Genomic DNA, 26294 nt, shown 5'->3' on the forward strand with positions numbered 1-26294 from the left:
GTTCCCTCGTTCTTTTGTTTTCTCGCTCCCTCGTTCCCCGCCTCTCACAAAGTTACGAAAGCGCTTATCTTGCTGTTGCATACGAAACCCAAGCCATCTAAGATGCGTCAATTGAACGAAGATGCCGCAAGCGCTCGCCATTCCGCCCCCACCTACCCCCGCCCCCGCCCCGCCCCGCCTGCGCTTCGGCAAGCTCTGCGTCGCCATCCAGGGAAATTCGCCCGCGGAGTTGTTCGACCGGGCCGAGTCGGCTGTCAGGCATTTCAAATTCATCGAGTTGAGACTTGATTCCCTGTCCAAGCCCGCCAATGCCTTTTCTTACCTGAAACAGTTTTTGGGCGAGCACAGAGACGTCACCGTCATCGCCACCTGCCGCCGCAAGTCGCATGGAGGAGGATTCGACGGGCCGCTCGCCGCCCAACTCGACATCCTCACCAGGGCAGCTCAGACCGGCTGCCAGATCATCGATCTCGAAGTCGAATCGGCCGAACAGTGCAAATCGGCCCAGCTAAACAAACTCCGCTCCGCCGGAGCTGCCTTGCTCATCAGCTTCCACGACTACAGCCGGACCAAGGGCCTGGATCAGGCCGCCGACCGTATTGAAGCGTTCAAGCCCGATTTCGTGAAAATAGTCTCCACCGCTCGCAACCTGGTCGACAACCTGGCAGTCCTGCGGGTGATCGAAGACCACTCGCTCGCCTCGCACGTCGTCGGCATCGCCATGGGCGAAGAGGGCCTCGTAAGCCGTGTACTCGGTCCCCGCGCAGGAGCAGCGTTTACCTTTGCGTCGTTTTCCGAAGACACCGAAACTGCACCCGGACAGATAAAAGCGGAGACGTTGCGCGACGTCTATCGCCTGGAGCATCTCGACCAGGCGACCCGCGTCTTTGGCGTCGCCGGAAACCCGATCTCCCACTCCCTCTCGCCGCTGCTGCAGAACGCAGCCTTCCGGCGCGAAATCGTGAATGCCGTACTCCTTCCCTTGAAGGCCAAGTCCGCGCAGGATCTGTTGACCCTCGCGCTCGAGCTGCCCCTGGCCGGTTGCGCCATCACCATGCCGCTCAAGACTGAGGTCCTGCCGCACCTCGCGAACATGGACCCTCTCACCGCGCGTATCGGCGCCTGCAATACCCTGCGCATGGGCGCGGATGGAAAGCTCTACGGTTTCAACACCGACGTAGCCGGCGTCATCCGCCCCCTCGAACGCCGCCTGAGGTTGAAAGGCGCTCGCGTCGCGGTCCTCGGAGCCGGTGGCGCTGCGCGTGCGGCCGTCTTCGGCCTTGTTGAGCAGGGCGCGGAAGTGTTGGTCGTCAACCGCACCCACGAACACGCCGTAACGTTAGCCCGCCAGGCAAAAGCGAAATCCCTAAAGCACGAGTTGCTGGCCAAGCAGCGCTTCGATGTCATCGTCAACGCCACACCCTGTGGCATGCCGGGGTCAAAACAGCCGCTTCCCCTCGCCGAAAACGAGTTGAATGCAAGTCTCGTTTTTGACTTGATCTACAATCCGCTTGAAACACCGCTGCTGAAGCTCGCGAAGTCGCGTGGCATCCCGGTCATCAGCGGCCTCGAGATGTTCGTACAGCAAGGAGCGCGTCAATTCGAGATCTGGACCGGCAAACCCGCTCCCGAATCCGAAATGATGCGCGTTGTCGAACATGAATTGCGCAAACGCGGCTGAACGAACTCTCTTTGCGACAACGAATTCTGTACCCCCTGTCAAAAAATCCATCCCCGCAAAGCACCCTTCTGCCCTCTGTACCCGTCAATAGCTTCAGCGCTGGCTCCCGGTGTATTTGACTAAACTTCCCCGCCTTTATAGGTTGAAAGTGGCTGATGAGAACTTCCCCTAGGATCGGCCGCAGTCTGCCGTGCAGCCGAAGCGTGGTTTTGATGTCCCGTGATCGTTGGCGGCCGTTCTCGCCCGCTCACCTGGTCATCCTTTGTCTTGCCGCTCTTGTGTCCGGCTGCGGCTACTTCATCAACCCGAACGCCGTCATCCCCAGCGGTCCCGGCACTCCTAGTCAGAGCGGTTCGGTCACCATCTCCCCGACCTACGTTGCGCTCTCCCCTGGACAGAAATTCCAATTCACCGCTACCGCTGCCGGAGGCGGCCAGATCGAGTGGCTCGTGAACAATGTCGTCGGCGGAGTCCCCGCGACTGGCCAGATTGACACCGCCGGCAACTACTCCGCGCCTGCCGTAATCACCCAGAGTGAGAACATCTCCGTGACAGCCGCACTTACCTCCTCGCCGGCGCAGAATTACGCCACCGCCATTGCCGCCATCGTTCCCGGCGGCCAGGTATCGTGCCCCGACGCGACCGGAAGTCCGCTCGTGGCGGCATACACGATGAATCTTCCCTCGTCGGGCAAGGTATCCGTCGAGTTCGGAAAGACCACCGACTATGGCATGAACACCTGGCAAGTCCCGAGCAGCGCCAATGGCGGCGCTGTGAAAGTGCTGGTCGCCGGAATGATGGGCAAGACTCTCTATCACATGCGGGCAGAGGTTGCGCTCGACAATGGCGCGACCTACACAGATGTTGACCACACCTGTACCACGGGAACTCCGCCGCCGACTTCACCGCTTCAGATCTCCACCATGAACGGGGCAACGCCTCAGTCAGGCATCGAGATTTGGAACACGGCCACCCCTGCAGGGGTCATCCAGGCCTTCGCCACAGACCTGCAGGGCCAGGTGATCTGGTCCTACCTCTATCAGGGCGCAACCGTGGACCTGATCCAGGGCATTCAACTCCTGCCCGACGGCAACATGCTCATGCTCATTTCCTATCTTTCGTCGCTCACCGTCAACGGAACCCTTGGCTTGGTGAACGACGTCCGCGAAATCGATCTGGCGGGAAACACCGTCCGCGAGATCACCATGGACACCCTCAACCAGAAGCTCGCAGCGTCCAACCTCCGCGACGCCGACGGCAATAAATATCAATTCAAGAGCTTCCACCATAGCGTAGTCGCGCTGCCCAATGGGCATTGGGTGATGCTGACGACCTACAACAAGAATTACTCGAATCTGCCCGGCGACCCTGGGACGACCTCCGTGATCGGTGACGCAATCGTCGACGTCGACCAGAACGGCAATCCGAACTGGGTTTGGAATACCTTCGACCACCTCGACATCAACCGGCACCCCATGAATTTCCCTGACTGGACCCACTCGAATGACATGGTGTATTCGAGCGACGACCACAACCTGCTGCTGTCGATCCGCCACCAGAATTGGATCATCAAGATCAACTTCCTTGATGGCACAGGTTCAGGCGCGGTGATGTGGAGGCTGGGCGAAGGTGGCGATTTCAAGCTGGCGGGTGGTACGGATCCCACCGACTGGTTCTACGCGCAACACGGCTTGAGCTACTTTTCGCCGAACACCACCGGGGTCTTTCGTTTGGGCATGATGGACAATGGCAATGACAGGATCTTTCCAAGCGGACAGGTGTTCTGCCAGCCCCTCAAACCCTCCACACCAACTTGCTATTCCACCATTCCAGTGCTGGAGTTGAACGAATCCAACATGACCGCCACGCTGGTAACCCACTATCAGCCTCCGCCAAGCTACTTCACGTTCTTCGGAGGCAACGCGGAACTGTTGCCGAACGGCAATATCCATGCAAATTTCAGTGCCGCAGCGAGCGGCGCAATCATCCAGGAACTCAATCCGCAGGCCACGCAGGTGATCTGGCAGGGCACAACGCCCGGTGCATTCCAATTTCATGCCTACCGTTGGCCCAGCCTCTATCCGGGAGTTCAGTGGTAAATCGATGGGCCAGATGTTCACGGGCTGAACACTAATCCGGCTGCCGAACAATTTTGCTGAAATCGACGTTACATTTCATTGACACCTTGCGGCCTTCGTGAATCTAAGAATATCTAAGGCGTAGATTTCGCGGACCGAGGTACAGCGTGACCCCTGCCTACATCAATCGCATCGCAACATCGGTGCCGCCCCACGATGTGCATCGCCCATTCATCGACTTTGCCGAGGGCATGCTGCCCCAGGGAACCATGCGGTCGCTCTTCCGGCGCATGGTGCGCATGTCGGCAATTGAACACCGCTTCTCCTTTTTGCGGCCGATCGAAGGTGACAACGGAACTTGGAGAGACGCTGAAGATTTGTACGCTACGGGAAGATTTCCGGGGACCGCACGCCGGATGCAGGTCTTTGAAAAGTTCGCACCTCAACTGGCCGCGTGCGCATTGAACAAGCTTGGATTAACCACCGAGGAGCGCGCGCGGATTTCGCATGTCATTGTCACCTCCTGCACAGGCCTTTACGCTCCCGGACTCGACTACGACATCGTGGATCACCTTGGATTGGATCCCTCGGTGGAACGAACCATGATCGGCTTCATGGGGTGCTACGCCGCGATCAACGCGCTGAAATCCGCGCATCACATCGTGCGCTCCGTACCCGAAGCTCATGTTTTAATCCTCAATCTGGAGCTTTGCTCTCTGCACATGCAGGAAACGCAGGAACTCGACCAGTTGCTGTCTTTCCTGCTGTTCGCCGATGGATGCGCGGCCTGCCTGGTAAGCGCCAATCCAGCGGGCCTTTGCATCGACAGTTTTCGCGCCCTGCGCATCCCTGAAACCAGTCATCTGATCACCTGGAAGATTCGCGAAATGGGATTTGACATGCACCTCTCCGGTCACGTGCCCGCCGAAATTTCCAAGGCCATGAAAGAAGTAGGCCCCCAGATCACTCCGGGTAAAGATCCGCTGGAGATTGATCTCTGGGCTGTGCACCCCGGAGGAAGAACGATCCTCGATGCCGTCGAAAAAGGCCTGGGGCTGCGCGAAGATTCTCTGCGCTCATCGCGCGAAGTTCTGGCGTCCTTCGGCAACATGTCGTCTGCAACCGTAATGTTTGTCTTGAAGAGCATATTAAAACAGGCGCGCTCGGGCCAGCAGGGCTGCGCAATGTCGTTCGGGCCCGGAGTGACTGCGGAGACAATGCTCTTCCATGCCGCCTGAGGTGCTCGACTTCAGCAAGCGCGCGGAGCTGACGGAGCTGATGGACGCGCCCTGCAGTCGAGAAGTGATGCAGGCATGTCTCCGGGATCTCAGCAAAGTCAACCGCTGGTTTCTGGGGTACAGGCCGACCCTCAACTGGCTCGAGTCTCTTGCATTGCAGCAGTTCCACTCGCCCGTGCGCATCCTCGACGTCGGCTGCGGATACGGCGACACTCTGCGCAGAATTGAAACCTGGGCCACCGGGAAAAAGATCCACATGATGCTCACCGCTTGCGATCTCAATCCGGACACAATGGCGATTGCCGCTCAAGCCACTGCAAAGACGAGTGCGATCGAATGGGTGGCCGCCGATGTTTTCAGTTATCGGAATACAGAACCCATCGACGTCGTCGTGAGTTCGCTTTTCACACATCACTTGATCGAAAGTGACATTGTCCGTTTTCTCCAGTGGATGGAGAAACACGCGCGTGTTGGGTGGTTCATCAACGACCTTTCGCGCGCGCAGATTCCCTATCATCTCTTCAAGGCATTCTCGATGCTGGTGGGTCTGCATCCTTTCGTCCAACATGACGGCCCCGCTTCCTTCGCCCGCGCATTTGTGCCGGAAGACTGGCAAAACATGTGTGCCGCCGCGGGACTTCCCATGGATGAAATTGTGATCGAAGGGTTCACACCGGCCCGGCTCTGCGTGGGACGAAAGAAGCCGAAGCAATGACGTGCGAGTCCGTGGAGAACCTGGCAATCGGCGGCGGCCTCGCAGGCTCGATGGTCGCGATGCGGCTTGCTGCCGCCGGCCGCGAAGTCGTGCTGGTCGAGAAAGAGCGCGAAGCGCACCACAAAGTCTGCGGCGAATTCCTCAGCGCTGAAGCCATCCACTATCTGCGCCAAGCCGGGATCGAGCCACTCGATCTCGGTGCTCAATCCATCCAGCGCGTCCGATTTCTTTCCGGCGCGAGGAACGTTGAAGCGCGCCTTCCTTTCACCGCGCTCTCCCTTTCCCGGCGCATTCTGGACGAATCTCTCCTTGTCAAAGCACAGCAGGCAGGATGCGCAGTGCGCCGTGCCGCATGCGTTGAACGGCTCGAAGCGGCCGGTAATGGCTGGTCTGTTCGCCTCCGCGGTGGAGAGGCGATCCAGGCGAAAACAGTCTTCCTCGCAACCGGAAAACACGACCTGAATGCGTGGGAGCGCGGCGGAGCGAGCCAGCCAGACCTTGTCGGGTTCAAGATGCATTGGCGCCTGGCTCCCGCGCAATCCGAGATCCTTCGCGGAGTCATGGAGCTCTTTCTGTTTCGCGGCGGCTACGGGGGTCTTGCGATGGTCGAGGCCGGAACAGTCGAAGGAGGCATAGCCAATCTCTGTCTCGTTGTCCGCCGAAATACCTTGCGCCTTCTCGGCGGCTGGGAGCAGTTGCTGCATTCGATGCAGAATCAGTTGCCGGCCCTTCACGATCTACTGACAGACGCCACACCATGCTGGCAGAAACCGCTGGCAATCTCGCCGATTCCCTACGGCCATCTCGGCGGCCCTGCCAATGGCGTATGGCGAGTCGGAGATCAGGCTGCGGTGATCCCTTCCTTCACCGGCGATGGAATGTCGATAGCACTCCACACCGGCATTCTCGCAGCGGAGATGTACCTCGCCGGAAAAGGCCCGGACGAATATCTTCTCAGCGTGACGGTTCAGCTTCGAGCCGCCATGCAGTTTGCGTCGCGACTTTCGCGAGCGATGGTCACTCCCGCTGCTCGAGCGATTGCTCCCGTCTTGCTGTCGCTCGTTCCCAGTGCGATAGCGCGGATCGCGCTTTCGACGCGCATCCCCGAACCTGCGTTGCTGACCACGCGAGTTGGGCCGGTCGCGCCCATCCCTCGGCAATCCGCACCAATCGCGTAACGCTATCGAGAATCTTGAGTCTGGAATCCTTCAGGTAATTGGCGGTGTCATTCTGTCGAACGAGCCCCCAAACGCAGTTCAGTTTGGGGGTGGTAAGCGAAGAGTCTGCTTCTTGTCTTTCCGAATTCGCGTTGCTTCTTGCCTTTCCGAATTCGTGTTCACACTCACCACACTACCGCCGCTTCCTCTTCCGCGCTGCGCCCGACTTTGATTTCTCTCCCGGCACATGCGATGTTGGAATGGACGCCATGTCAGGGCCAATCCGGCGCATCAGGTTATCCCGCATCACATAGGTGATGGTACGCGGATTTACGGGCTTCGTGATTCCGGTGTCTGGATCGATGGAAACATCGGGGGAGCCCGAAATTCGAAAGCTGAACACAGGGTCAGTCCCATTCTGTCCCGGCTGAGTCCAGACTTTCACAGGCAGAAATCCCTGGATTGGGCGGACCCGGAACGCCGTCTCGTACCGGTGGTGCTTCACGCTCCACGTGAAAACGCGAATCTGGTCGAAATCAAAAGGCAGGCCCGATTTCGGCGGACTCAGCGCGGTCACGTATTCCGGAACCTGGTGATTAGGGACGTTCGCCTCAGCGTCGTTGACGTGGGTGAGCACATAAGCGCCCACGATGCGCTGGCCTTCGGCATATTGGCCAATCTCGTCGGGCACATCGACATCCACGCGGCTCGAAAGCAACCAGCCTGTGCGTCCCTGGCTGTCGCGAATCAGCCACCAGTCTTCCATGGGAACTTCGGGCTCTTCCGCTTTCTCCACATTCTCTAATACAGGCGCAGTCGCAGACGTCGACGATGCGGTTTTGCCGCCGTTCGTGGCCGGTCGAACGGGATGCTTCACCGGCTCAACGGGCGCCCCCGGAATCGCTTTCGGTACTGAGGCGCGCACAAGCAGTTGCACCTTGTCATTTTCAGGAAGCAGATAGAAACGATCAGTATTGCGGCCAGGACTGATATGCAGATACATATCATCGCGCAGCGTGCCCGTCGCGACAACCGGATCCTGTTTGTGTTCCGTTCCCATATGCGCAAACGCGTCATAGGTCTTGGAATCAATCACGGCGCGTTCTTCAATCCAGCCGATTTCGTTTTTTTCGGTCTTTACGCGGAGAAACCGGCGACCGTGTTCCAGCACTTCGAGCGGTTGCCCGTTGACAACCTGGCCGACGCGGTTCGATACGGCGGCGACGCGGTCGTGAAGGTACATTTGCCGGGCAGAGACGTAAACCGTCTCATGCGCCTGGCGATGTAACCGACCGCATCCCAAGGTGAGCAAAAGAAAAACACACACCAGCAGCCCAGGGATTCCTGCCACAGCGCAACGGACAGATGAGACGGAGGGATTTGGCAATCGGATCAACACAGCAGGAGGATCTATCTGAGGATATCAGCAATGCGCGCTCTGGCGACAGTCACCGCATCAATGAAGCGCGGCAACAGCGCTGGCCTGCACGGGATCTGTCCCCGTTGCGTTGGAGATCACCTTGTCAAGATACCCTGCATTGGTGGTGTCGAAGACATAACCGATCAGGTCCGGGCTGCCGCCGAAGTCTGCGGCGAAGACGAAAGCCTGCGTGTTGTCTTCCACAAGCGCCTGGGGATTTGTACCCGTGGCAAACGTGCTGCCCAATGCCGTCAGGGTGAATGCGCTGTTCGCACTCGTAATCGAGAATCCAGCGATGACTCCCGTTGATCCACTGCTCGTTTGCCTGCTCACCACATAAACATAGTCCCCGGTCGAGAGCGGCAAAATCGAGTAAGGTGCCAGACCGCCAATCGCGTAGGGCGAACCCGAGATTTCCTGGCGCGTGCTGAAGTTGACGACCCGCAAACCGCCGGTATTCGATCCCGAGGTGGCCACCGTTTCGCCGATATAAAACAGTCGTGGCACCGTCGAACCGGAAGGACCTGGATCGAAGGCAACAGAAAGTGCGGCGCCGTTTGCGTTCTTCACGCCGATCGTCCCAACCGTACCGAAAGGATTGGCGTTGTTGGGATTGAATCCAACAATGGCCGTTCCGCCGGAGCCCATGGCGGCCAGCACCGAGCTGTCGTCCGGAGAAACGGCAACTTGTTCGAGGCTCGTGGCAGGCAACACCGCGGTTTGCTCGGTGTTCGAGGCCAGCAACCCGGTAGTCGCGTTCACGTGAATCGCAAACAAGTTGGAAGTTCCAGAAACACCCTCCACGAGCCACGTGTTGGTGGAATCCACCTGCATGCTTGTTGCGGGATCCGAAGAGATGGGCTGGCCTGAATTCCCAACGGTCAGCTCTCCCGTCGAAGTGTTCACGTTGTACACAAAGATGCCGCCCAGCGTGCTGACGTAGAGAAAGGCATTATTCGGCGCAACCGTAATGGCGATGGGAGCAGCAGAAAGCGTATATGGGCTCCCTGGGAGAACCGTCAGCGCGCCGGCGTTGACGTAGAGACCGACCATCTGGCTCGTCGCGACATTCAGGACATAGACATCGCCGCTGCTGAGAGTTGTCGACCCCGTCCCGCCGCCGCCACTACTCGCCGGTGCATCCCAAAACCCCGTGCAGCCTGTCAGGCAAAACGCCGCCACCGCCAGGCACCCCCAAAAACGAGACCTCATGGCCGCTCCTTCTGCAAACCCGGGTTTCCCTATGCCGCTCAACAGCCTGTCCAGAATGGCATACCCGTCTTTCCAAGCTTCCCGGAATCGTTCGCTCCATCAAGACCCGTCGATTGCAGGAGTCCCCCGCCCCGGAATAAAGCAATTCTCGGAACGCTCTCAGGGTAACGCCTCCCGGCGTATCTGTCCCAATACGATTGCGGACAGGGATATCGCTTATTTTCCCATCTGAAAGAAAGGACGGGCAAAGAAGATGATTCGCTCAGACAAATTGGCCGATTTTTCGCCATGCGTACGGGCGAACGATCTGCCTGGAGCGTGTTTCATAAATAGGCTTTGTGTCAGGGCACGACTTCAGTCGTGCCGAACGTGGCCTGACAAGCGGTTTTAACTCCTGAGGAACCTCAACGAACGCTGCGGACATTTGTGAAACACACTCTAATCTCAGACGCAATCGAACAGAATCAGTGCCATGAAACTGACTACAGATTCACGTCCACGGAATCGATTCCACACTACTGAAGCGCATGCCACACAAGGCGCGCGGCCGTGACATCTTCAATCGCCATGCCGACAGACTTGAAGACAATCCGCTGACCGCGGGGAATATTCGCCGCAGATGGTTCGGCCAGGATCTCTCCAATTTCAGCCTCCACCTTCGCACCCGAAAGAATCACGTCGCCGGATTCCCGTTCGACGCACGATCTGCCTTCCGCAACAACGTAGCTCGAAAGCATGGCCTCATCATCGAGTTCGCGCACGCTCGCGCCGCTTGCGCCAACAGCAAGAACAAACGCATTCGGCTTCAGCCACTTTCCCTGTAATACAGGTACGTGCGAAGTCGTGGCCGTAAGCACCACATCGGCGGCAGCAGCTTCCTCCACCGGAACCGAGCGAGCACCTACCTCTTCGGCAAGTCGAGTCGCATTCGAAGCCTTGCGGCTCGCAATGCGAATCTCGCGCATCTCCGGCCACACATGCCTCAGCGCAGCAATATGCGCTCGAGCCTGCACGCCCGAACCGATGATGCCAAAACTCGAAGGCGCCGAATCAAAATGGAGCGGAGCCAATCCGGCGAACGCAACCGCAGACACTGCCGCGGTGCGCATCTCCGTGATCAGGCGGCCGTCCATCACTGCCAACGGCTCTCCGGTCTCGCGTCGAATCAGTTCGACGATAGCCATATGCGTATGCAGGCCCAGTTCATCGTTTCCAGCATAGAACGTAACCGTCTTCACACCCATCACGTCGCCCGCAACCACGGGCATCACGCCGAACCAGCCATTGCGATAGTCTTCCGCATTGCCGGCGCGAAGAATCATGCGCGGCGGCTGATTCACACGGCCGGCCGCGTAGTCAATCAGAGCCTGACGGATCGCCGGGATCAGGACCTCATAGGTGAGAACTGCGCGAACCTCTTGCTCGGAAACGTACATGGAGGTGCCAGTTTACAGCGCCGGAAAGGTGCGGGTCAGTTGGGGCGATTATTGCTCGAGTTCGATCTGCGACGGAACCGCTCATCCACCGGCTTGCGCCCCTTGAAACCGTCCTCGATCGTATGCCAGTGCTCGATTGCAGTCTCCCCCATGCGCCAGCAGAGCAGCACCACGTGGTCATCGATACGGCACGGAAAATCGAGCAGGCCCGTATCGACATCCTTCACCTGCACGCCGATCGAATCGATCTCGGCAATACTTTCGCGCACTCGCTGCATATGCGCTTCCATCTCAGTGCGCTGCCGCCCTACTTCCGCCACATTCACGCGCATGCCTCCGGAAAGGTAGATGCGCCGGCCCAGCTCGGCAATCTGCGACTCAATCTCCTGCGCGGCACGCTTTCCTTCGATAGCGCGCTTCAACAGCGACTCCAGCAGCGGCAGCAACGACTGCGCCTCGTCAATAGTAAAAGTCTTCAATAAAGTTCCCTGTTCTGCTCCAATGATTCCCTGTTCTAAGGATACGTCGGACGCGCTCGCCCGGCCACTGCCATTCGTAACCAGCACCGCACCAATCGGTCACTGTCTCGCAATGACGCTCGCGATCAGCGCTCAGACACAGGCCGCACGCCCCCGAAGGCCTTCCTTACTTGTCTCAAATCTGAAGATATTCCTTCAGACTCAGCCGTGTCATTCTGAACGAACGGGGCCCCAAACGTACTTCAGTTTGGGGGTGGTGAGCGAAGAATCTGCTTTCGCCTTTCGGGAAGACGGCCCTACAGAAACCGCATTTGCCCTCATCCAATCTCAAGCATCCGATCTAGCGCGACCCGCGCCCAGTGCTTAACGCTGGCGCGCACCTTGATCCGATTCACCACGCGCCCTTCCACCAGGTTTTCCAGCGCCCATGCCAAGTGCTGCGGACTGATGCGATACATCGTCGTGCATAGGCAGCCATGATCGTCGAGGCTCAGAACGCGCTTGCCCTCGGCGGCAAATCGACGCGCCAGCCGATTCACCAGGTGGATCTCCGTCCCCACCGCGAACGTTGTGCCCGCAGGCGCTTCCTCCACAATCTTGATTAGCCGCTCCGTCGACCCCAGCGCATCCGCCTTCTGGCAGACTTCCCACCGGCACTCCGGATGCACGATCACCTGGACCCCTGGATGCTTCGCGCGAATCTCATCCACGTGGCTCGGCAAAAAGCGCTGATGAACCGCACAGTGTCCCTTCCAAAGCACGATCCGACTGTCCGCTAAAGTCGACGCCGACTGCCCGCCCTGCAGGCCCCACGGATCCCACACCGCCATCTGCTCCAGCTTGATCCCCATCGCAAATCCGGTATTGCGCCCCAGATGCTGATCAGGCAGAAACAGGATCCGCTTGCCCCGCGCAAAAGCCCACTCAAACGCCGCCCGGCAATTGGACGACGTACACACCAGCCCGCCGCGCTCTCCGCAAAACGCCTTGATCGCGGCCGTCGAATTCATATAGGTAATGGGCACAATCTCGTCCGAAAGATGAAGGCGCGTGAGCGCTTCCCAGCACGCCTCCACCTGCGAAATCTCCGCCATATCCGCCATCGAACAGCCCGCATTCAAGTCCGGCAAAATCACCTGCTGCCCGTCGCGGCCCAGCACGTCCGCACTCTCCGCCATAAAGTGCACACCGCAAAACACGATGAAGTCGGCTTCCGTCTCCGCCGCAATCTTCGAGAGCTTGTAGCTGTCCCCCGTAAAGTCCGCAAAGCGAATCACCTCGTCGCGCTGATAGTGGTGCCCTAGCAGAATCGTCGAAGCGCCCAGTCGCTCGCGCGCCTTCGCAATTCGTTCATCCATGCTGTGGTCGGGAAGCGCCAGGTAGTTTTCCAGGCTGCATGCATTGCCGGTCTCCGGCGAGACCGCCGTCTCTTCGTCAATGATCAAATTCACTTTGTCCGCCTTCAGTCCGCCCGGCTCTGTAGAACCGGCGAACGGGGATGTTGAAAGCAATCAGCGGCTGCAGCGGATGCGCATTCTCTGCAAAGTTGCCCGGCGATTCCCACCAGACCTGCTCAGCAGCGACCCACCCACGGGGATGTTGCAGCCCTCTTTTAATAGACGCGCCCAGTTTGCTGCGGACTCAACAGATTCAGCCCGCAAAGAGCGCTACCATTACCTCGATTTTACCAAAGCCGCATCCATCCCCAGCCCCGGTGCGTAATGCTGGTGAGGCCAACCAAGCGGATGTTTGTGAGCACCGTGCACATACAGGTATCATTAGCCTTCATGAGCCCTCACCCTCCAATCCTCCTCGGCACCGTGTCGATGGTGGACTCCCTCATCCTGATGGTGATGGCGCTCGTCGTGTTCGGCCCCCGCCGCCTGCCCCAGATCGGCCGTCAGATCGGCAAGCTCATGTACGAATTCCGCAAAGCCTCCAACGACTTCAAGTTCCAGATGGAGGAGGAGTTGCGCAACGCTGAAGAAGCCGACCGCCGCAAGAAGGAAGAAGAACGCCAGCGCTCCCTCGCCGCTCTTGCCGCCACCGATCAGGCATCGGTCTCCGCCGATCCCCCAAAGACCCTCGAGCTTCCTTCTTCCACCATCAGCTCTGAACCCGTGGTCTCCACCACCGATTCATCCAGCGCGAGCGAAGAAACTGCCCCCCGCATCATGCCGCCTTCCATCGGCGAGACCGTCGCCGCCGCCCGCCCAAACCGCGTCTCGGAGACCTCCCCGGAAACCCCGGCAGAATCCTCCGCAACAACCCCGCCTTCCCCGGAAACAAACACCGACGAATCCGCCTCCTCCATCCGCCCCTCAACCGACTCCGCAGAGGCTCTGAACCACCATGCTTGACGCCACGGACGCCATCGGCAAAGCGCGCGCCGCCGTAACCGAACGCGCCGAACTCCCCGGCATGAGCCTCATGGAGCATCTCGACGAGCTCCGCAAGCGCATCGTCCACTCCGCCGCCTACCTTGCCGTCGGCTTCGTAATCGCATGGATCTTCCACGACCGCCTCGTCGGCTATCTCCAGGGGCCGCTTCTCAAAATCGGCAAGTCTCTTGTCTTCACCCATCCCATGGATGCGCTCAATCTCAAGCTGCAGGTTGCCCTGCTCGCCGGAGCCATCCTCGCCAGCCCCTTCATCCTTTTTCAGGTCTGGCTCTTCATCGCCCCCGGCCTCTATCAGAAGGAAAGACGCTTCGTCGTTCCCTTCATGGCAGCCACCGTGGGGCTCTTCCTCGCCGGCGCAAGTTTCGGCTACTTCTACGTGCTCCCCGGCGCCATGAGAATCCTCATCATCGACATGGGCCACGACTTCACCCCCATGATCACCATTGAGGATTACAGCAGCTTCTTTCTCTCCATCATCCTCGGCCTCGGCATCAGCTTCGAACTCCCCATCCTCATCTTCTTCCTCGCCATGTTCGGCATCGTCAGCCCCAAATTTTTGTGGAAGAACATCCGCTACGCCATCCTCGCCGTCTTCATCGTCGCTGCCGTCATCTGCCCCAGCCCCGATCCGTGGACCATGTGCATCTACGCCATCCCCATGCTCGCCCTCTATCTCATCGGAATCGCCGTAGCCTGGTACGTCCACCCCTCCCGCAGAAAGGCCAAAGAGGCCGCGCTATGACCGCATCGCCCGGTGCCCCATTTATGACGCGTCTTTTCCGCGTCATGAGTCGGATACCACGACTCCGGGTGCCGGGGAAAGCACGAACAACCCAAGCCCGTGTCATCCTGAGCGGAGCAGCTTGGGGCCCCACGCAGTGGGGTAAGCGGAGCGAAGGATCTGCTTTCTTCTTTCAGCATCACTGGCGGGTGCCCCCGGTCTCGCTTCTGAGACCGGGGAAACAACAAATCTCACAATTCATCGCAGCTCTCCTCCTCCTCCTCCCCATCGCCCTCCCGGCCCAGCAACACTTCAACGGCGGCAAAGCTTACGAATACGCCCGCGCCTTCGCCGCCATCGGCCCCCGTTGGCCCACCGGCCCCGGCCACCTCAAGGCCGAGCAGTTCCTCAAGACCCACTTCCAGCACGACCAGCTTGAAGACGACGCCTTCACCGCCAACACCCCCATCGGCCCCGTCCCCCTGCACAACTTCATCGTGCGTTTCCCCGGCAAAAAAGATGGAGTCATCGTCCTCGGCTCCCACTACGAGACCAACTACCCCCTCCGCAACATCAACTTCGTCGGCGCCAACGACGGAGCGGCAACCACCGGCCTGCTCATGGCCATCGCCGACGAACTGCGCGGCAAAAAACTAGAGGGCTACTCCGTGTGGCTGGTCTTCTTCGACGGCGAAGAGGCCTTCGAACACTGGTCCGCCTCCGACTCCACCTTTGGCAGCCGCCATCTCGCCGCTAAGTGGAGCAGCGATGGAACCCTCCGCCGCATCAAGGCCTTTATGCTCGCCGACATGATCGGCGACAGGGATCTCGACATCCAGCGCGAAACCCGCTCCACCGGCTGGCTCGTCGACCTCGTCCGCCAGGCCGCAAAAAAGTTCGGCGATGAGCACTACTTCTTCCAGACCGAAGAAGCCGTCGACGACGACCACCTCCCCTTCGTCGAACGCGGCGTCCCGTCCATCGACATCATCGATCTCGACTACGGCCCCAACAACAGCTACCACCACACCGTGCAAGACACCATGGACAAGGTGAGCGCCCGCAGCCTAGCCATCGACGGCGACGTCTTCATGGAAACCATCCGCCTCATCAACCAACGATAAAAATCACTTGTCGACAATCGGCCGGATGCCGGCTGCTGGGATGATTCGGCATGCTTGCTTGAATCGACACTGCAGAATGGCCGTTGATCGTTGAACGGTCGGACACTCCCGATACAAAGGGACTCAATTGTTCATGGTTAGAAGTAGAGGTCTGATGCAGAATGGCTCGTTGAATCCTGATTCTTCATATGGTCGGTGATATCGATGCCAATGCCAATCATGCGCTCGGAAGCATCGCCCACCATCACACCGCGTGCATCAACCCAGCAGATTGAACCATCCGGTCTCAGAACCCGATATTGAGCCGCGTATTCGTCTGTTTCGCGAGTAATGACCTTTCGAATTGCCGAATCCACTAACGGGCGGTCCTCGGGGTGGATTCTGGGAACGGCATCAGCGACCTTGCTGGAAAACGCCTCGCGCGTGAATCCCCATTGGCGATAGGACTCATCGGACCAGACAACGGTATTCGCTCGAATGTCCCAATCCCACAGGCCGATGCGTAAGCCTGCACACTCTGCCAGTTCGATGCGCTTCCGCCAACCCGTTTCCACGAGTTCGACTCGCTTCATGTCCGTGATATCCCGCAGCACACAGGCAACCGTTTCCACCACCCCGGAGACTTCAATTGGCGAATAGGAAACACTCAAGTGCCGCACCCCGATCCCCGGTAGGTCATACTCCATGCTGAAAAGAACAGGATTCCCGCGGAAGCACTGCTCGAGGTTCGGGATGACAATCCGTTCAAACACATCCCTGTTGATGGATTCCCGGATTGACCGCCCTTCGATTCCCGAGTTGGCCCCGCCGAACACTTCAAGGAAAGCGCGATTTGTGAGTACATACCGATGATTCCGGTCCACAACGGCAACCATTTCATCGAGACCCTCAACGAGTCGTTCGTACTGCCGAAGCTTATCCTCGGCATCTTTTCGAGCGGTGAAATCCTTCACCGCGCAAGATACGCCAACGACCTCTCCGGCCTCATCAAATGCCGGCTGGTACGACACGAGAAAGGTTCTCCGGCTATGCCCGTGCGAAGCGGGCTCGCGAATCTCCAGATCGCAAGTCCCCTTTCCATTCAGGGCCTCTTTTACGTGGGCCTCCAGAGTCGGGTACAACTTCGGGATGACTTCGGCAAGCGTCTTTCCATAGTGGTCCCCGACCGAGACACCATGTAGCTCGGCAAGCCTGCGGTTGATGTTGATGTACTTCAGATTTCGATCGAGAAAACCCAACCCTACGGGCGCGCCGTCGTAAACTGCCTGCAGTTGAGCCAGACGCTGTGACGGAAGCCCCTCCCTGCAAATGACCGACGACCCTATGCCTTCATTGCCAGCGCGCGAAACCGCGCGGGGCCGTCGCAACTCGATGACAGATGGAAGCTGCTCAGCCGGGGCCGGCCGTCCGTAGTGCCAACCCTGCCCCATCTCGCAGCCAAGGCGCACGAGCATGTCCGCCTGCTCCTGGGTCTCGATGCCCTCGGCTATCGTTTCCAGTCCCAGGCTTTGTCCAAGCCCCACGACGGCGGCTACGATCTTTCGGCTCTCCCGTTCAGTCGCCATCGAGCTGACGAATGTCCGGTCGACCTTCAATTCGTCGAAAGGAAGAGACTTCAAATGATAGAGACTGGAGTATCCCGTTCCGAAGTCGTCCAGCGCGATGCGGCATCCCATCGCCTTTAAATCTATGGATATACTGCGGGCCGCGTTCATGTCCTCTGCTATTGCGCTCTCAGTGATTTCAACCGTGGCGCATTCAAGGGAAAAGCGAGCGCCCTCTGCGATCTGCCGGATACGTCTCGGCAAATTCAGATCTTTAAGTTGCAGCGGGGAGATATTGAACGCGAGCCTGAGACCCTCTCCGTGAAGCGCGATCGCCTCAAATGCCTTCTGCAGGATCTGGCTGCTGAGTTCACCGATCAAGCCATGGCTCTCCGCCAGGGGTATGAAAATATCTGGAGCGATCATGCCGAAATTCGGGTGCTGCCAACGTGCGAGCGCCTCAAACCCGTGAAGCTTGCCCGTTGCGAGAACCACAAGTGGCTGAAAATACGGAAAGAATTCTCCGTTTTCCAATGCACTGCGAAGGTTCGAATGATCAAGTTTCTGCGTCTCGTCCATGGATGGCAATATATATGTTAGGTTGAGGTCATTACTTGGAATGTGATTTAAATCACCTCTCTGTTCGCGGGCAGAGGTCCTCCCTGTGAATCAGGATTTCGCGGTAATTGTCCTCGGTGGTACGGGACAAGTCGGCGGCGCAGCCGTCGCAGAACTGCTGGCAATCTCGGCATGCCGCGAAGTCGTGATGGTCACCCGGAAGCCAATTGCTTCGCGATCGCGAGTGCGCAACGTCGTCCTTGACACTGCCTCTGCTGACTTTGCCGGGCATACTGCCGCACTTGCCCGCGAAATTCTAAGCCAGGGTCCCGTCAGCGCCGTCAGCTGTGTGGGTGTCGGTTCTGGATCGGCGCGCTGGAGCGAAGAAGAACTGCAACGACTCGAGATCGGCGTCGTAGGTGCCTTTGCGCGTGGTTGCCATGACGCCGGAATCGCCCAGTTTTGCCTGCTTTCCGCGGCAGGAAGCTCCGCGCGCAGCCGGCTTCGCTATGCCCGCGTAATGGGCATGAAGGAAGACGCCGTGCGCAACATCGGCTTTACCCGCCTCGCCATCTTTCGCCCCGGCATCATTGTCGGCAACGCTCATACCCCGGCCTGGGTCGCTTGGTTGGGAAGCCTCGTGCCTGGATCGTTTGGCAATATCGATCAGCGAATTCTCGGCCGCTCAATCGCCGCGGAGATCGCTTTGCACAGTCGCGAGGCTGGCGAAGTTACCCGCGAAAATGCAGCCATGAAAAAACTCGCCGCCGAATTCAAGACCGCGCCGGGTGCTCCAACCTAAGCCTCTCCAAACATGCCGGTGCCCCATCCTGGCGTAGCAGTCCGGGGTCCCCACGAAGGGGTCGATCTTCGTGGGGTGGTCAAGGGTGGGAAAGCACCAACCCTGCTTGGTTCCGCGAATACCGACGCCTGAGTCGCCCAGCTCCCTCTCGTTGTCTCCTCTCCCGTGCTGTTTCATCCCCAATGCCGTGTCATCGCTGAACGTAGCGTCTTGGGGCCCCACGAACGCAAGCGTTCGTGGGGTAAGCGAAGTGAAGGATCTGCTTCTCCCCCGGTCTATCTCAGGAGACCTCGTACATGAAGCCGAATGAACCCAGCCGCACAGCCCTGATGATCGCCCGGCAACGCGCTGCTCATCAGCTGCTCGATCATGGCTCAATCCTCGATGACCCCTTTGCCATGAAGATTCTCGGTGAAGACGAAAAGGAGGTGCTTCAGTTTGCGAACAAACACCCCCTGGCCAGCATCGGACGTCTCTTCACCGCCGCGCGCAGCCGGATTGCGGAAGACGCTTTGTCAGGTGCGGTCGAAAGAGGGGTTCGGCAGTTCGTTATCCTTGGCGCCGGGCTCGACACGTTCGCTCTTCGTAATCCTCATCGCGCACGCGACATCCGTATCTATGAGATTGACCACCCCGCCACGCAGGCCGGCAAACTCCAGCGGCTGGCCGAAGCTCAAATCACCCTTCCGCCATGGCTCGTTCTCGTGCCAGTCGATTTCGAGCGGGACGAAGTGGGAGAGAAGCTCGCCGCCGCAGGCTTTCTTGAGAACGCGCCCGCGTTTTTTACCTGGCTCGGCGTTGTGCCCTATCTGACCAAGGACGCGATCGTCCGCACTCTGGACTACATGTCGTCCATCCCGAACTCGGAGGTGGTGTTCGACTACATGGAACCTCCCGAAGCATTCTCTGAAGAGCTAAGGCAAATAGAAAAAGCGCGGGCCGAACAGCTTGATAAAATTGGGGAACGTTCTTGCAGCCGTTTCGAGCCGGCCGGCATTGCAGCGATTCTTCGCTCGCACGGATTTAGCGCCACCAAAGACATCGATTTCCACCAGATCGCGTCCAGGTTCGGCCACGCCATCCAGTCACTCGCGCCCGGACACCTTGGCGCTCACGTTGTCCAAGCGAAGCACTGATTCGAACGTCTTCTAGGTCTGAAACTCTTCCCTGAATGAGGCGGTTGCCCACCCTTCGGAATCCCCCTCGGAGGGATGCCCGAAACTTCCGGATTTTTTTGTGTCAAGCCGATCATTCCAACATTCCCGCCTAACCCACTCAAAACACACGGCAAATTCTTTTCGCCATTTTGCAGGTTATTTCCCGTCCTTGGCGCACAATGAACTTGAATCAACATCTCTCCGGAGAGCGGCTGCATCCATACAGGTTCATCTTCCTTCTCTGACCACGGATCACCTGAAAATTGACCGCTGCGGTCGGAGCTAACTCCAATCCGTAGAATCATCTGCAGCGAAGTCCAATGACCGGAGTAATTTGGCGCCACCCCCTATCTCTAACCCAATGAAAGCAGGATATTTACCCAAAGAGACGGGATAATAGGGGGGGCTCCTGGAAGAGGCCCTGATGGGTGCGGCATGCCGAACAGAACAGAGAATCCGTCGCCATCCCGTCCACTAATCACTGATCCCCGTTTATTTGTTCACAGTTCACTCTTTCACTTGTTCACTTAGTCACTTCTTCACTTGTTCCTTTTGTTCACTGTCCACTGCCCACCGCCCACTGCTCCTGTAGCATTCAAAGAATGATCGCGGGCGCATCCTGGGGATGGTGGATCGGTTTTCACTTGGCAGTCCTCGTGCTCCTGCTCGTAGACGCCTTCTTGCCGGCGCACCGAACCGATGAGCCCCGCTCCCAGGCAACTGCATGGATATGGACCGGCGTGCTGGTGGCAGCCGCGATGGTGTTTGCCGTCTGGATCGCGATCGGGCAAAGCCAGCATCACGCGCTCGAATTCGTTGCCGGCTATGCCATCGAGACGTCGCTCAGCGTCGACAATCTCTTCGTCTTCCTGGTCCTCTTCCGAGGCTTCCGCATCAGCGAAAAGCGGCAGCATACCGCCTTGCTCTGGGGAGTTGCGGGAGCAATCGTTTTGCGCGCCCTGTTCATTGCCGCCGGCGTCACTCTGATCCAGCGCTTCGACTGGATCACCTGGGTCTTCGGTCTGTTTTTGCTCTACGCTGCATTCCGGCTGATGCGCGGCGGTTCCGCGCACGCTGCCATTCCCGAGTGGATTCGCCGCCTGCAGCCTGCCAAGGGCTCGCTGCTTCCGGTAATTCTCGCGGTCGAGTTCACTGACCTCTTGTTCGCGGTGGATTCCATTCCCGCGGTGCTGGCCATCTCGCACGATCCGTTCGTCGTCTACACCTCGAACATCGCCGCGATTCTCGGTCTGCGTTCTCTCTACTTCGCACTCGCCGCGCTGCTTGATCGCCTCCGCTACCTGCACTACGGCCTCGGCGCTTTGCTCGCCTTCGTCGCCTTCAAGATGCTCGCCTCGCACTGGCTCGATGTGCCCATCACGATCTCGCTCGCCATCATGGGCGCGATCCTGGCGATTTGTGCTGTCGTTTCCTGGTTCGCCGGCAGCAAGCCCGCCGATTCCACGACCCACAACGATCCATCATCCTGACCACCCTCACAAAGCCTCAAAGGTGACGATTCCATCCGCCGTATAGATCGAGTGCTTCTGAAAGCGCTCATCGTCACGCCGCGAAAAGTCGCTGCGAAAATGCGCTCCCCGGCTCTCCTCCCGCGCCAGTGCGGAGCACAGAATCGCCCGCGCCACGCGCGCACGCGACCGCGCTTCGAAAAGCGCCCGGCTGCTCTTTCCCTGCTGCTCGAAGCGCTCGATGCCTGCTGCACATTCCGCCTGTGCGAGCAGCCCACGCTCCAGGCTCGAAGCGGAACGCAGCAATCCGCCGTCCGCCCACATCGCGCGCCGCAAAGCACCAACATGATCCGCAACGAGAGCTTCGTCGCCGGCGTCCAGCGTCAATGTCTCGGAAACCCCGCCGTCCACCGTCACCAGCTCGAGCGAATCCCCAATCATCGCCTCCGCCGCCCGCGCGCCAAACACCAGCCCCTCCAGCAGCGAATTGGAAGCCAGCCGATTCGCGCCGTGCACACCCGTGCAAGCCGCCTCGCCCGCCGCATACAATCCACGCACGGTCGTCCGCCCCATCAAATCCGTCCGAATCCCGCCCATCAGGTAATGCGCAGCCGGCCGAACCGGAATCAGATCCCTTGAAAGTTCCAGCGAGTACCGCTCAAGAAACCGGCTGATCCCCGGAAATCGCAGCCGCAGATCGACGCCCTCCACATGGCGCATATCGAGGTAAACCGTACGCGCCTCTCCTCGCTCGCCCAACCCTTCGCGTGTGATAGCCCGCGCGACGACATCGCGCGGAGCCAACTCAAGCAGCGGATGATACCGCTCCATGAAGCGTTCGCCACGATCGTTGCGCAGGTTGGCTCCTTCCCCGCGAAGCGCCTCCGAGATCAGAAAGCGCGGTGCTCCCGCCAGCGAGAACGCCGTCGGATGGAACTGATAGAACTCCATGTCCGCAAGCTGCGCACCCGCTTCGAGAGCCAGCGCAAGCCCGTCGCCCGTAGCAACCTCTGGATTCGTAGTATCGCTATAAACCTGCCCAGCGCCACCTGACGCAATCAGGACAGCCCGCGCACCAATCCGCTTCCGATCTCGGCTCTCACCCCCCTCAGCCTTGGCCGAAGCCAACTCGGCGCCGACTACGCGACCATCCTCCACCAGCAGCTTCGTCACCATCGTCCACTCTGCAAACTGGATGCGCGGATGCGCATGGGCGTACGCCACCAGCGACCGGCTGATCTCGGCGCCAGTAGCATCCCCATTTGCGTGGAGTATGCGAGGCAGCGAATGAGCGCCTTCCCGCGTTCTCAGCAACCTGCCCGCTTCGCTGTCAAAATGCGCTCCCCACTCAATCAGCTCAGCAACGCGCTCGGGCCCTTCGCTGACAAGCGCTCGTGCTGCAGGTTCGAATACCAGCCCGTCGCCCGCGGAAAGGGTGTCTTCCAAATGAAGTTTGATGTCCGCTTGATCGTCCTGCGCGGCGACAGCAATACCACCCTGCGCATAGTGGGTATTCGATTCCCCCAGCGATTCTTTCGTGATCACCAGGACCTCGCCGTGATCCGCAAGGTCAATCGCAGCACGCAATCCCGCCACGCCCGCGCCCATCACCAGAAAGTCCACCGAAGACACTGGAACCATCACTTTCGAGGCTATCATTCAGTACAGAGCACCGACGAAGCGAGACAGAGCCGGTACGCGCTTCAGTCCTTTAGGATGGAAGCAGCGTGCAAACCATACGAGTCGACACTCCTTCGGCAAAATACGACGTGATGACGGGCAGCGGACTGATCGGCTCGCTCGCTTCGCGCATTCAACGCGTGGCAGGAAAACTGCCGCGCCGCGTCTTCGTCCTCACCTCACCGGAGATCTGGGCGCTGTGGGGCAATGCGTTTCTCAAGTCATTCTCCGAGCCCCCAGTAACGCTCTTTCTGTCCGCGGGCGAAAAGCACAAGACGATACAGAGCGTTGACCGGCTGTTGCGCCAGATGGTGGATGCCGGCGGCGACCGCGGTTCCATGTTGATTGCCTTTGGCGGCGGAATCGTTGGCGATGTCGGCGGATTTTTAGCCGCAGTTTTCCTGCGCGGAATCCGCTACGTCCAGGTGCCGACCACGTTTCTCGCGCAGGTCGATTCGTCCGTAGGCGGAAAGACAGGAGTCAACCTTCCCGAGGGCAAGAACCTCGTCGGTAGCTTTCATCACCCTGTCGCCGTTTTTGCCGACATCGATCTGCTCGGTACGCTACCTGATCGCGAACTGCGCGCCGGCCTCATGGAAAGCATCAAGGCGGGCATTATTCGCGATCGCGCCCTCCTGCGCTTCATGGAAGAGCAGGCCGATGCAGTTCTCGGCCGGGATCCCAAGGCTCTTGAAAAAGTGATCGCCGCTTCCATCCGCATGAAGGCCTCGGTCGTAAATCGCGATGAGCGCGAGAACGGCTTGCGCATGATTCTGAATCTCGGCCACACGGTCGGCCACGCCATTGAGCAGGCAACACGCTACAAGGCATTGCTGCATGGCGAAGCGGTGGGCTGGGGCATGATTGCCGCGCTCTACGTCGCGCATCGGCGCAAGAGCATCACCGGTGCACAGGCCGCGCGCCTTGAGGGCCTCATTCACCTCTACGGACCGTTGCCGGTGCTCAAACTTCGCCCTGCCAAAGTGATTGCAGCGACGGGCGCTGACAAGAAAAACATCGGCGGGATCCGCCGATTCGTGCTTCCAATCGGGATCGGCGACGCCGGCGTGATCGAAGACCTGGAGACCTCGGAGTTGCAGGCTGCCGTCGGCTATATGCTTTCGCAGGCCAGGGAGCCCCGCGCGCAATGACCGTGACGGGTGCTAAGCCGTTGGGAGCCGAGAACGAAGCCCATGCAGCCGCAGCGGTGCAGCAGATGTTCAATACGATCGCACCTCGCTACGATCTGCTCAATCATGTCCTCTCGGCAAATGTCGATCGGCTCTGGTGGTCGCGAACGGCATCGAGATTCCACGCCGTGCTGGCCGATCCGAATGCAGCGGTGCTGGATATCTGCTGCGGCACCGGGGATCTGACGATGGCCCTCTTAAAGCACCGCGCCGCGGATGCCCGTCCGATTCTCGCAGCCGATTTTGCGCATGGCATGTTGCGCCGCGGCGCGGAGAAATTCAGCCGGCAACCGCCGAATCGCTCCAGCGCAATCGCTCTGGAAGCCGATGCGCTTCACCTGCCAGTCCGCTCGGAATCGCTCGATCTGGTCGTCACGTCGTTCGGCTTCCGCAACCTGGCGAATTACGAAGCCGGACTGCGCGAATTCCAGCGCGTCCTGAAGCCCGGCGGCCAACTCGGAATCCTCGAATTCAGCGAGCCCGGCGGTCTCATCGGGAAAATCTACGCTCTTTACTTTCGCCGGGTGTTGCCGGCAATCGGGCGCCTTATCTGCGGCAACGACGGTCCGTATAGCTATTTGCCCGCTTCTGTCGGCGCATTCCCGCAGCCCCCTGAAATGCTTTCCATGATTCACGGCTCCGGCTATTCCAGTTGCGAATGGAAACCCTACACCTTCGGAATCGCCGGGTTGTACACGGCGGTGCGCCCGACTGTACTCTAGGAGGCGCAATGACTTCTGCCGCCGAAAGCCCCGCCGCACCCAGCCCGATCGAATGGTCAGCTCTGAAGCGGCGCGTCGCGCTCAAGTCGATGCTGGCGGCCACCTGCATGACTGCGCTTAAGCTGGCGGCAGGACTCATCTCGGGCTCCCTTGGCGTTTTGTCCGATGCAGCGCACTCGGGACTCGACCTCGCCGGAGCTGGGATTACGTTATTCTCGGTGCGCGTCTCCGACAAACCCGCCGATGAGGATCACACCTACGGCCACGGAAAGGTCGAAAATCTCTCGGCCTTCTTCGAAGCCGGCCTCATGGCCCTTTCCTGCGCATGGATCATCTGGGCGGCAATCCAAAGAATCCTCCATAACACCTTCGAACTCCGTTATTCCGTGTGGCCCGTCCTGGTGCTGCTCACTTCGATTGGCGTCGATTTTTGGCGGTCACGAGAGTTGCGCCGTGTCGCCGAGCAAACTGGATCGCCGGCGCTTGCCACGGATGCATTCCACTTCGCATCCGACATCTGGGCATCGCTCGCAGTGCTCGCCGGATTGCTCGCCACATGGGTGGGAATCGCTTTCCACGTCAACTGGTTGCGCTACTCCGATCCGGTCGCCGCCATCTTTGTATCGCTGATGATTCTTCGCGTCACCACCCAGCTGACAAAGGAAACCATTGGTGTGCTTATGGATCAGATCCCGGCAGAAACGCGCCTCCGCGTGATTCTCGAAGCCGAACGCGTGCCCGGTGTGCTCGCAGTGGAACAGGCGAGGGTTCGACGTGCCGGACCCAATTATTTTGCTGACCTCACACTCGCCCTGCCGCGAAGCTTCACCTTTGAGCACACTGGCGAACTGGTACGCGCGGCGACTGAAGCCGTGCATCGCGCTCTTCCCACCGCCGATGTCGTGATACACACGGTTCCGCGGCAAGCGAGGGCAGAAAGTATCTTCGACCGCGTGCGGGCCGTCGCTGCCAGAAACAATGTGGCTGTGCACGATCTCAGCATCCAGTCCCTTCACGGCAAGCTCCACGTTGAGTTGCACGTGGAACTCGACGAAAAGATGAAGCTCCTCGATGCACACAGTTTTGTCAGTAGCCTTGAAGCGGAGATCATGCGCGAAACTCCAGAGATTGATTCCATCCTCACGCACATTGAAAGCGAGCCCGCCACCATCGAGCAGCCGCATGAGCTGGTTGAAGAGGACCGCAGGATCGAAAAGGCCCTGCGAGACGCCGCCAGCCACTATGCGGAGATTGTGGATGTGCACCAGATCCTGGTGGGGCGTACGGCCGAACACATCGCACTGTCCTGCCACTGCACGCTTCCTGACGACTTGTCGATGAATCGTGTACACGAATTGATCACTTCCCTCGAGGACCGATTCAAGCTCGAATGCCCCGAGGTGCACCGTGTCACAATTCATCCCGAACCGGTCACGGATAACACCCGCTGATTTAAATCGAGCAGGCTGCAGGAGAAACCCTGCCAACGTCCTTGCCATCTAGACAGGC

Annotated in this window: 21 protein-coding genes; 14 read left to right on the top strand and 7 right to left on the bottom strand. The window is 59.2% G+C overall.

Features of this window, described 5'->3' with window-relative positions:
• Positions 1 to 121: 121 nt before the first annotated feature.
• From aroE to WCA10_RS13850, 5 genes are all read left to right on the top strand, one after another.
• Entirely contained in the window at positions 122 to 1681 is a 1560-nt protein-coding gene (gene aroE / locus WCA10_RS13830; protein ID WP_472823115.1) for a shikimate dehydrogenase, read from the top strand.
• 212 nt (positions 1682 to 1893) lie between these two features.
• Positions 1894 to 3780, top strand: a complete 1887-nt coding sequence (locus WCA10_RS13835; protein WP_472823116.1) for an aryl-sulfate sulfotransferase — start codon at positions 1894 to 1896, stop codon at positions 3778 to 3780.
• Positions 3781 to 3926: 146 nt separating this feature from the next.
• Positions 3927 to 4997, top strand: coding sequence for a type III polyketide synthase (locus WCA10_RS13840; protein WP_472823117.1), 1071 nt, complete (start codon positions 3927 to 3929; stop codon positions 4995 to 4997).
• Positions 4987 to 5712 carry a methyltransferase domain-containing protein gene (locus WCA10_RS13845; protein WP_472823118.1) on the top strand — a complete coding sequence of 242 codons (726 nt, stop codon included), beginning with the start codon at positions 4987 to 4989 and terminating at the stop codon, positions 5710 to 5712. Before WCA10_RS13840 ends, WCA10_RS13845 begins: the two co-directional genes overlap by 11 nt.
• A complete protein-coding gene (locus WCA10_RS13850) occupies positions 5709 to 6890 on the top strand; it encodes an NAD(P)/FAD-dependent oxidoreductase (protein WP_472823119.1) in 1182 nt (393 codons plus the stop codon). The genes WCA10_RS13845 and WCA10_RS13850 overlap by 4 nt, the downstream gene beginning before the upstream one ends.
• Before the next feature lie 172 nt (positions 6891 to 7062).
• Here WCA10_RS13850 and WCA10_RS13855 read toward each other — a convergent pair whose 3' ends face one another.
• The 5 genes from WCA10_RS13855 to nadA form a co-directional block, all read right to left on the bottom strand.
• Entirely contained in the window at positions 7063 to 8220 is a 1158-nt protein-coding gene (locus WCA10_RS13855) for an SH3 domain-containing protein (RefSeq protein ID WP_472823120.1), read from the bottom strand.
• A gap of 105 nt (positions 8221 to 8325) precedes the next feature.
• Entirely contained in the window at positions 8326 to 9501 is a 1176-nt protein-coding gene (locus WCA10_RS13860; RefSeq protein ID WP_472823121.1) for a beta-propeller fold lactonase family protein, read from the bottom strand.
• 515 nt (positions 9502 to 10016) lie between these two features.
• A complete protein-coding gene (locus WCA10_RS13865) occupies positions 10017 to 10937 on the bottom strand; it encodes an ornithine cyclodeaminase family protein (RefSeq protein WP_472823122.1) in 921 nt (306 codons plus the stop codon).
• Between the two features lie 35 nt (positions 10938 to 10972).
• Positions 10973 to 11416, bottom strand: coding sequence for a DUF2203 domain-containing protein (locus WCA10_RS13870; RefSeq protein ID WP_472823123.1), 444 nt, complete (start codon positions 11414 to 11416; stop codon positions 10973 to 10975).
• A gap of 317 nt (positions 11417 to 11733) precedes the next feature.
• Complete coding sequence (gene nadA / locus WCA10_RS13875) at positions 11734 to 12867, bottom strand: quinolinate synthase NadA (RefSeq protein WP_472823124.1); 1134 nt, start codon at positions 12865 to 12867, stop codon at positions 11734 to 11736.
• 336 nt (positions 12868 to 13203) lie between these two features.
• Here nadA and WCA10_RS13880 point away from each other — a divergent pair, with 336 nt between their 5' ends.
• From WCA10_RS13880 to WCA10_RS13890, 3 genes are read left to right on the top strand one after another with little or no spacing between them, the layout of a single operon-like run.
• On the top strand, positions 13204 to 13776 hold the full coding sequence (locus WCA10_RS13880; RefSeq protein ID WP_472823125.1) for a twin-arginine translocase TatA/TatE family subunit: 573 nt from the start codon (positions 13204 to 13206) through the stop codon (positions 13774 to 13776).
• On the top strand, positions 13769 to 14560 hold the full coding sequence (tatC, locus tag WCA10_RS13885; protein ID WP_472823126.1) for a twin-arginine translocase subunit TatC: 792 nt from the start codon (positions 13769 to 13771) through the stop codon (positions 14558 to 14560). The genes WCA10_RS13880 and tatC overlap by 8 nt, the downstream gene beginning before the upstream one ends.
• Positions 14557 to 15663 carry a M28 family peptidase gene (locus WCA10_RS13890; protein ID WP_472823127.1) on the top strand — a complete coding sequence of 369 codons (1107 nt, stop codon included), beginning with the start codon at positions 14557 to 14559 and terminating at the stop codon, positions 15661 to 15663. The genes tatC and WCA10_RS13890 overlap by 4 nt, the downstream gene beginning before the upstream one ends.
• 137 nt (positions 15664 to 15800) lie before the next feature.
• Here the strand turns inward: WCA10_RS13890 and WCA10_RS13895 are convergent, their stop codons facing one another.
• Positions 15801 to 17786 (bottom strand): EAL domain-containing protein, encoded by a 1986-nt coding sequence (locus tag WCA10_RS13895; protein ID WP_472823128.1) that lies wholly within the window; start codon positions 17784 to 17786, stop codon positions 15801 to 15803.
• Positions 17787 to 17871: 85 nt separating this feature from the next.
• On the opposite strand from WCA10_RS13895, the gene WCA10_RS13900 reads away from it, so the two are divergent.
• From WCA10_RS13900 to WCA10_RS13910, 3 genes are all read left to right on the top strand, one after another.
• Positions 17872 to 18567, top strand: coding sequence for a Rossmann-fold NAD(P)-binding domain-containing protein (locus WCA10_RS13900; RefSeq protein WP_472823129.1), 696 nt, complete (start codon positions 17872 to 17874; stop codon positions 18565 to 18567).
• Positions 18568 to 18863: 296 nt separating this feature from the next.
• A complete protein-coding gene (locus WCA10_RS13905; RefSeq protein ID WP_472823130.1) occupies positions 18864 to 19703 on the top strand; it encodes a class I SAM-dependent methyltransferase in 840 nt (279 codons plus the stop codon).
• A gap of 623 nt (positions 19704 to 20326) precedes the next feature.
• Positions 20327 to 21214: a TerC family protein gene (locus tag WCA10_RS13910; RefSeq protein ID WP_472823131.1), complete on the top strand. Its 888-nt coding sequence runs from the start codon at positions 20327 to 20329 to the stop codon at positions 21212 to 21214.
• A gap of 6 nt (positions 21215 to 21220) precedes the next feature.
• Here WCA10_RS13910 and nadB read toward each other — a convergent pair whose 3' ends face one another.
• A complete protein-coding gene (gene nadB / locus WCA10_RS13915) occupies positions 21221 to 22852 on the bottom strand; it encodes an L-aspartate oxidase (protein WP_472823132.1) in 1632 nt (543 codons plus the stop codon).
• Between the two features lie 68 nt (positions 22853 to 22920).
• Between nadB and aroB the strand changes: the two genes are divergently transcribed.
• Genes aroB through WCA10_RS13930 form a run of 3 tightly spaced genes read left to right on the top strand, consistent with a single transcriptional unit; the run spans position 22921 to position 26236 of the window.
• Positions 22921 to 24024 carry a 3-dehydroquinate synthase gene (gene aroB / locus WCA10_RS13920; RefSeq protein WP_472823133.1) on the top strand — a complete coding sequence of 368 codons (1104 nt, stop codon included), beginning with the start codon at positions 22921 to 22923 and terminating at the stop codon, positions 24022 to 24024.
• Complete coding sequence (locus WCA10_RS13925) at positions 24021 to 24785, top strand: ubiquinone/menaquinone biosynthesis methyltransferase (RefSeq protein ID WP_472823134.1); 765 nt, start codon at positions 24021 to 24023, stop codon at positions 24783 to 24785. The genes aroB and WCA10_RS13925 overlap by 4 nt, the downstream gene beginning before the upstream one ends.
• Before the next feature lie 8 nt (positions 24786 to 24793).
• Positions 24794 to 26236: a cation diffusion facilitator family transporter gene (locus WCA10_RS13930; RefSeq protein ID WP_472823135.1), complete on the top strand. Its 1443-nt coding sequence runs from the start codon at positions 24794 to 24796 to the stop codon at positions 26234 to 26236.
• The last annotated feature ends 58 nt before the right edge of the window (positions 26237 to 26294 follow it).

The organism is Occallatibacter sp., from assembly GCF_049582745.1.
Taxonomy (GTDB): Bacteria; Acidobacteriota; Terriglobia; order Terriglobales; family Acidobacteriaceae; genus Telmatobacter.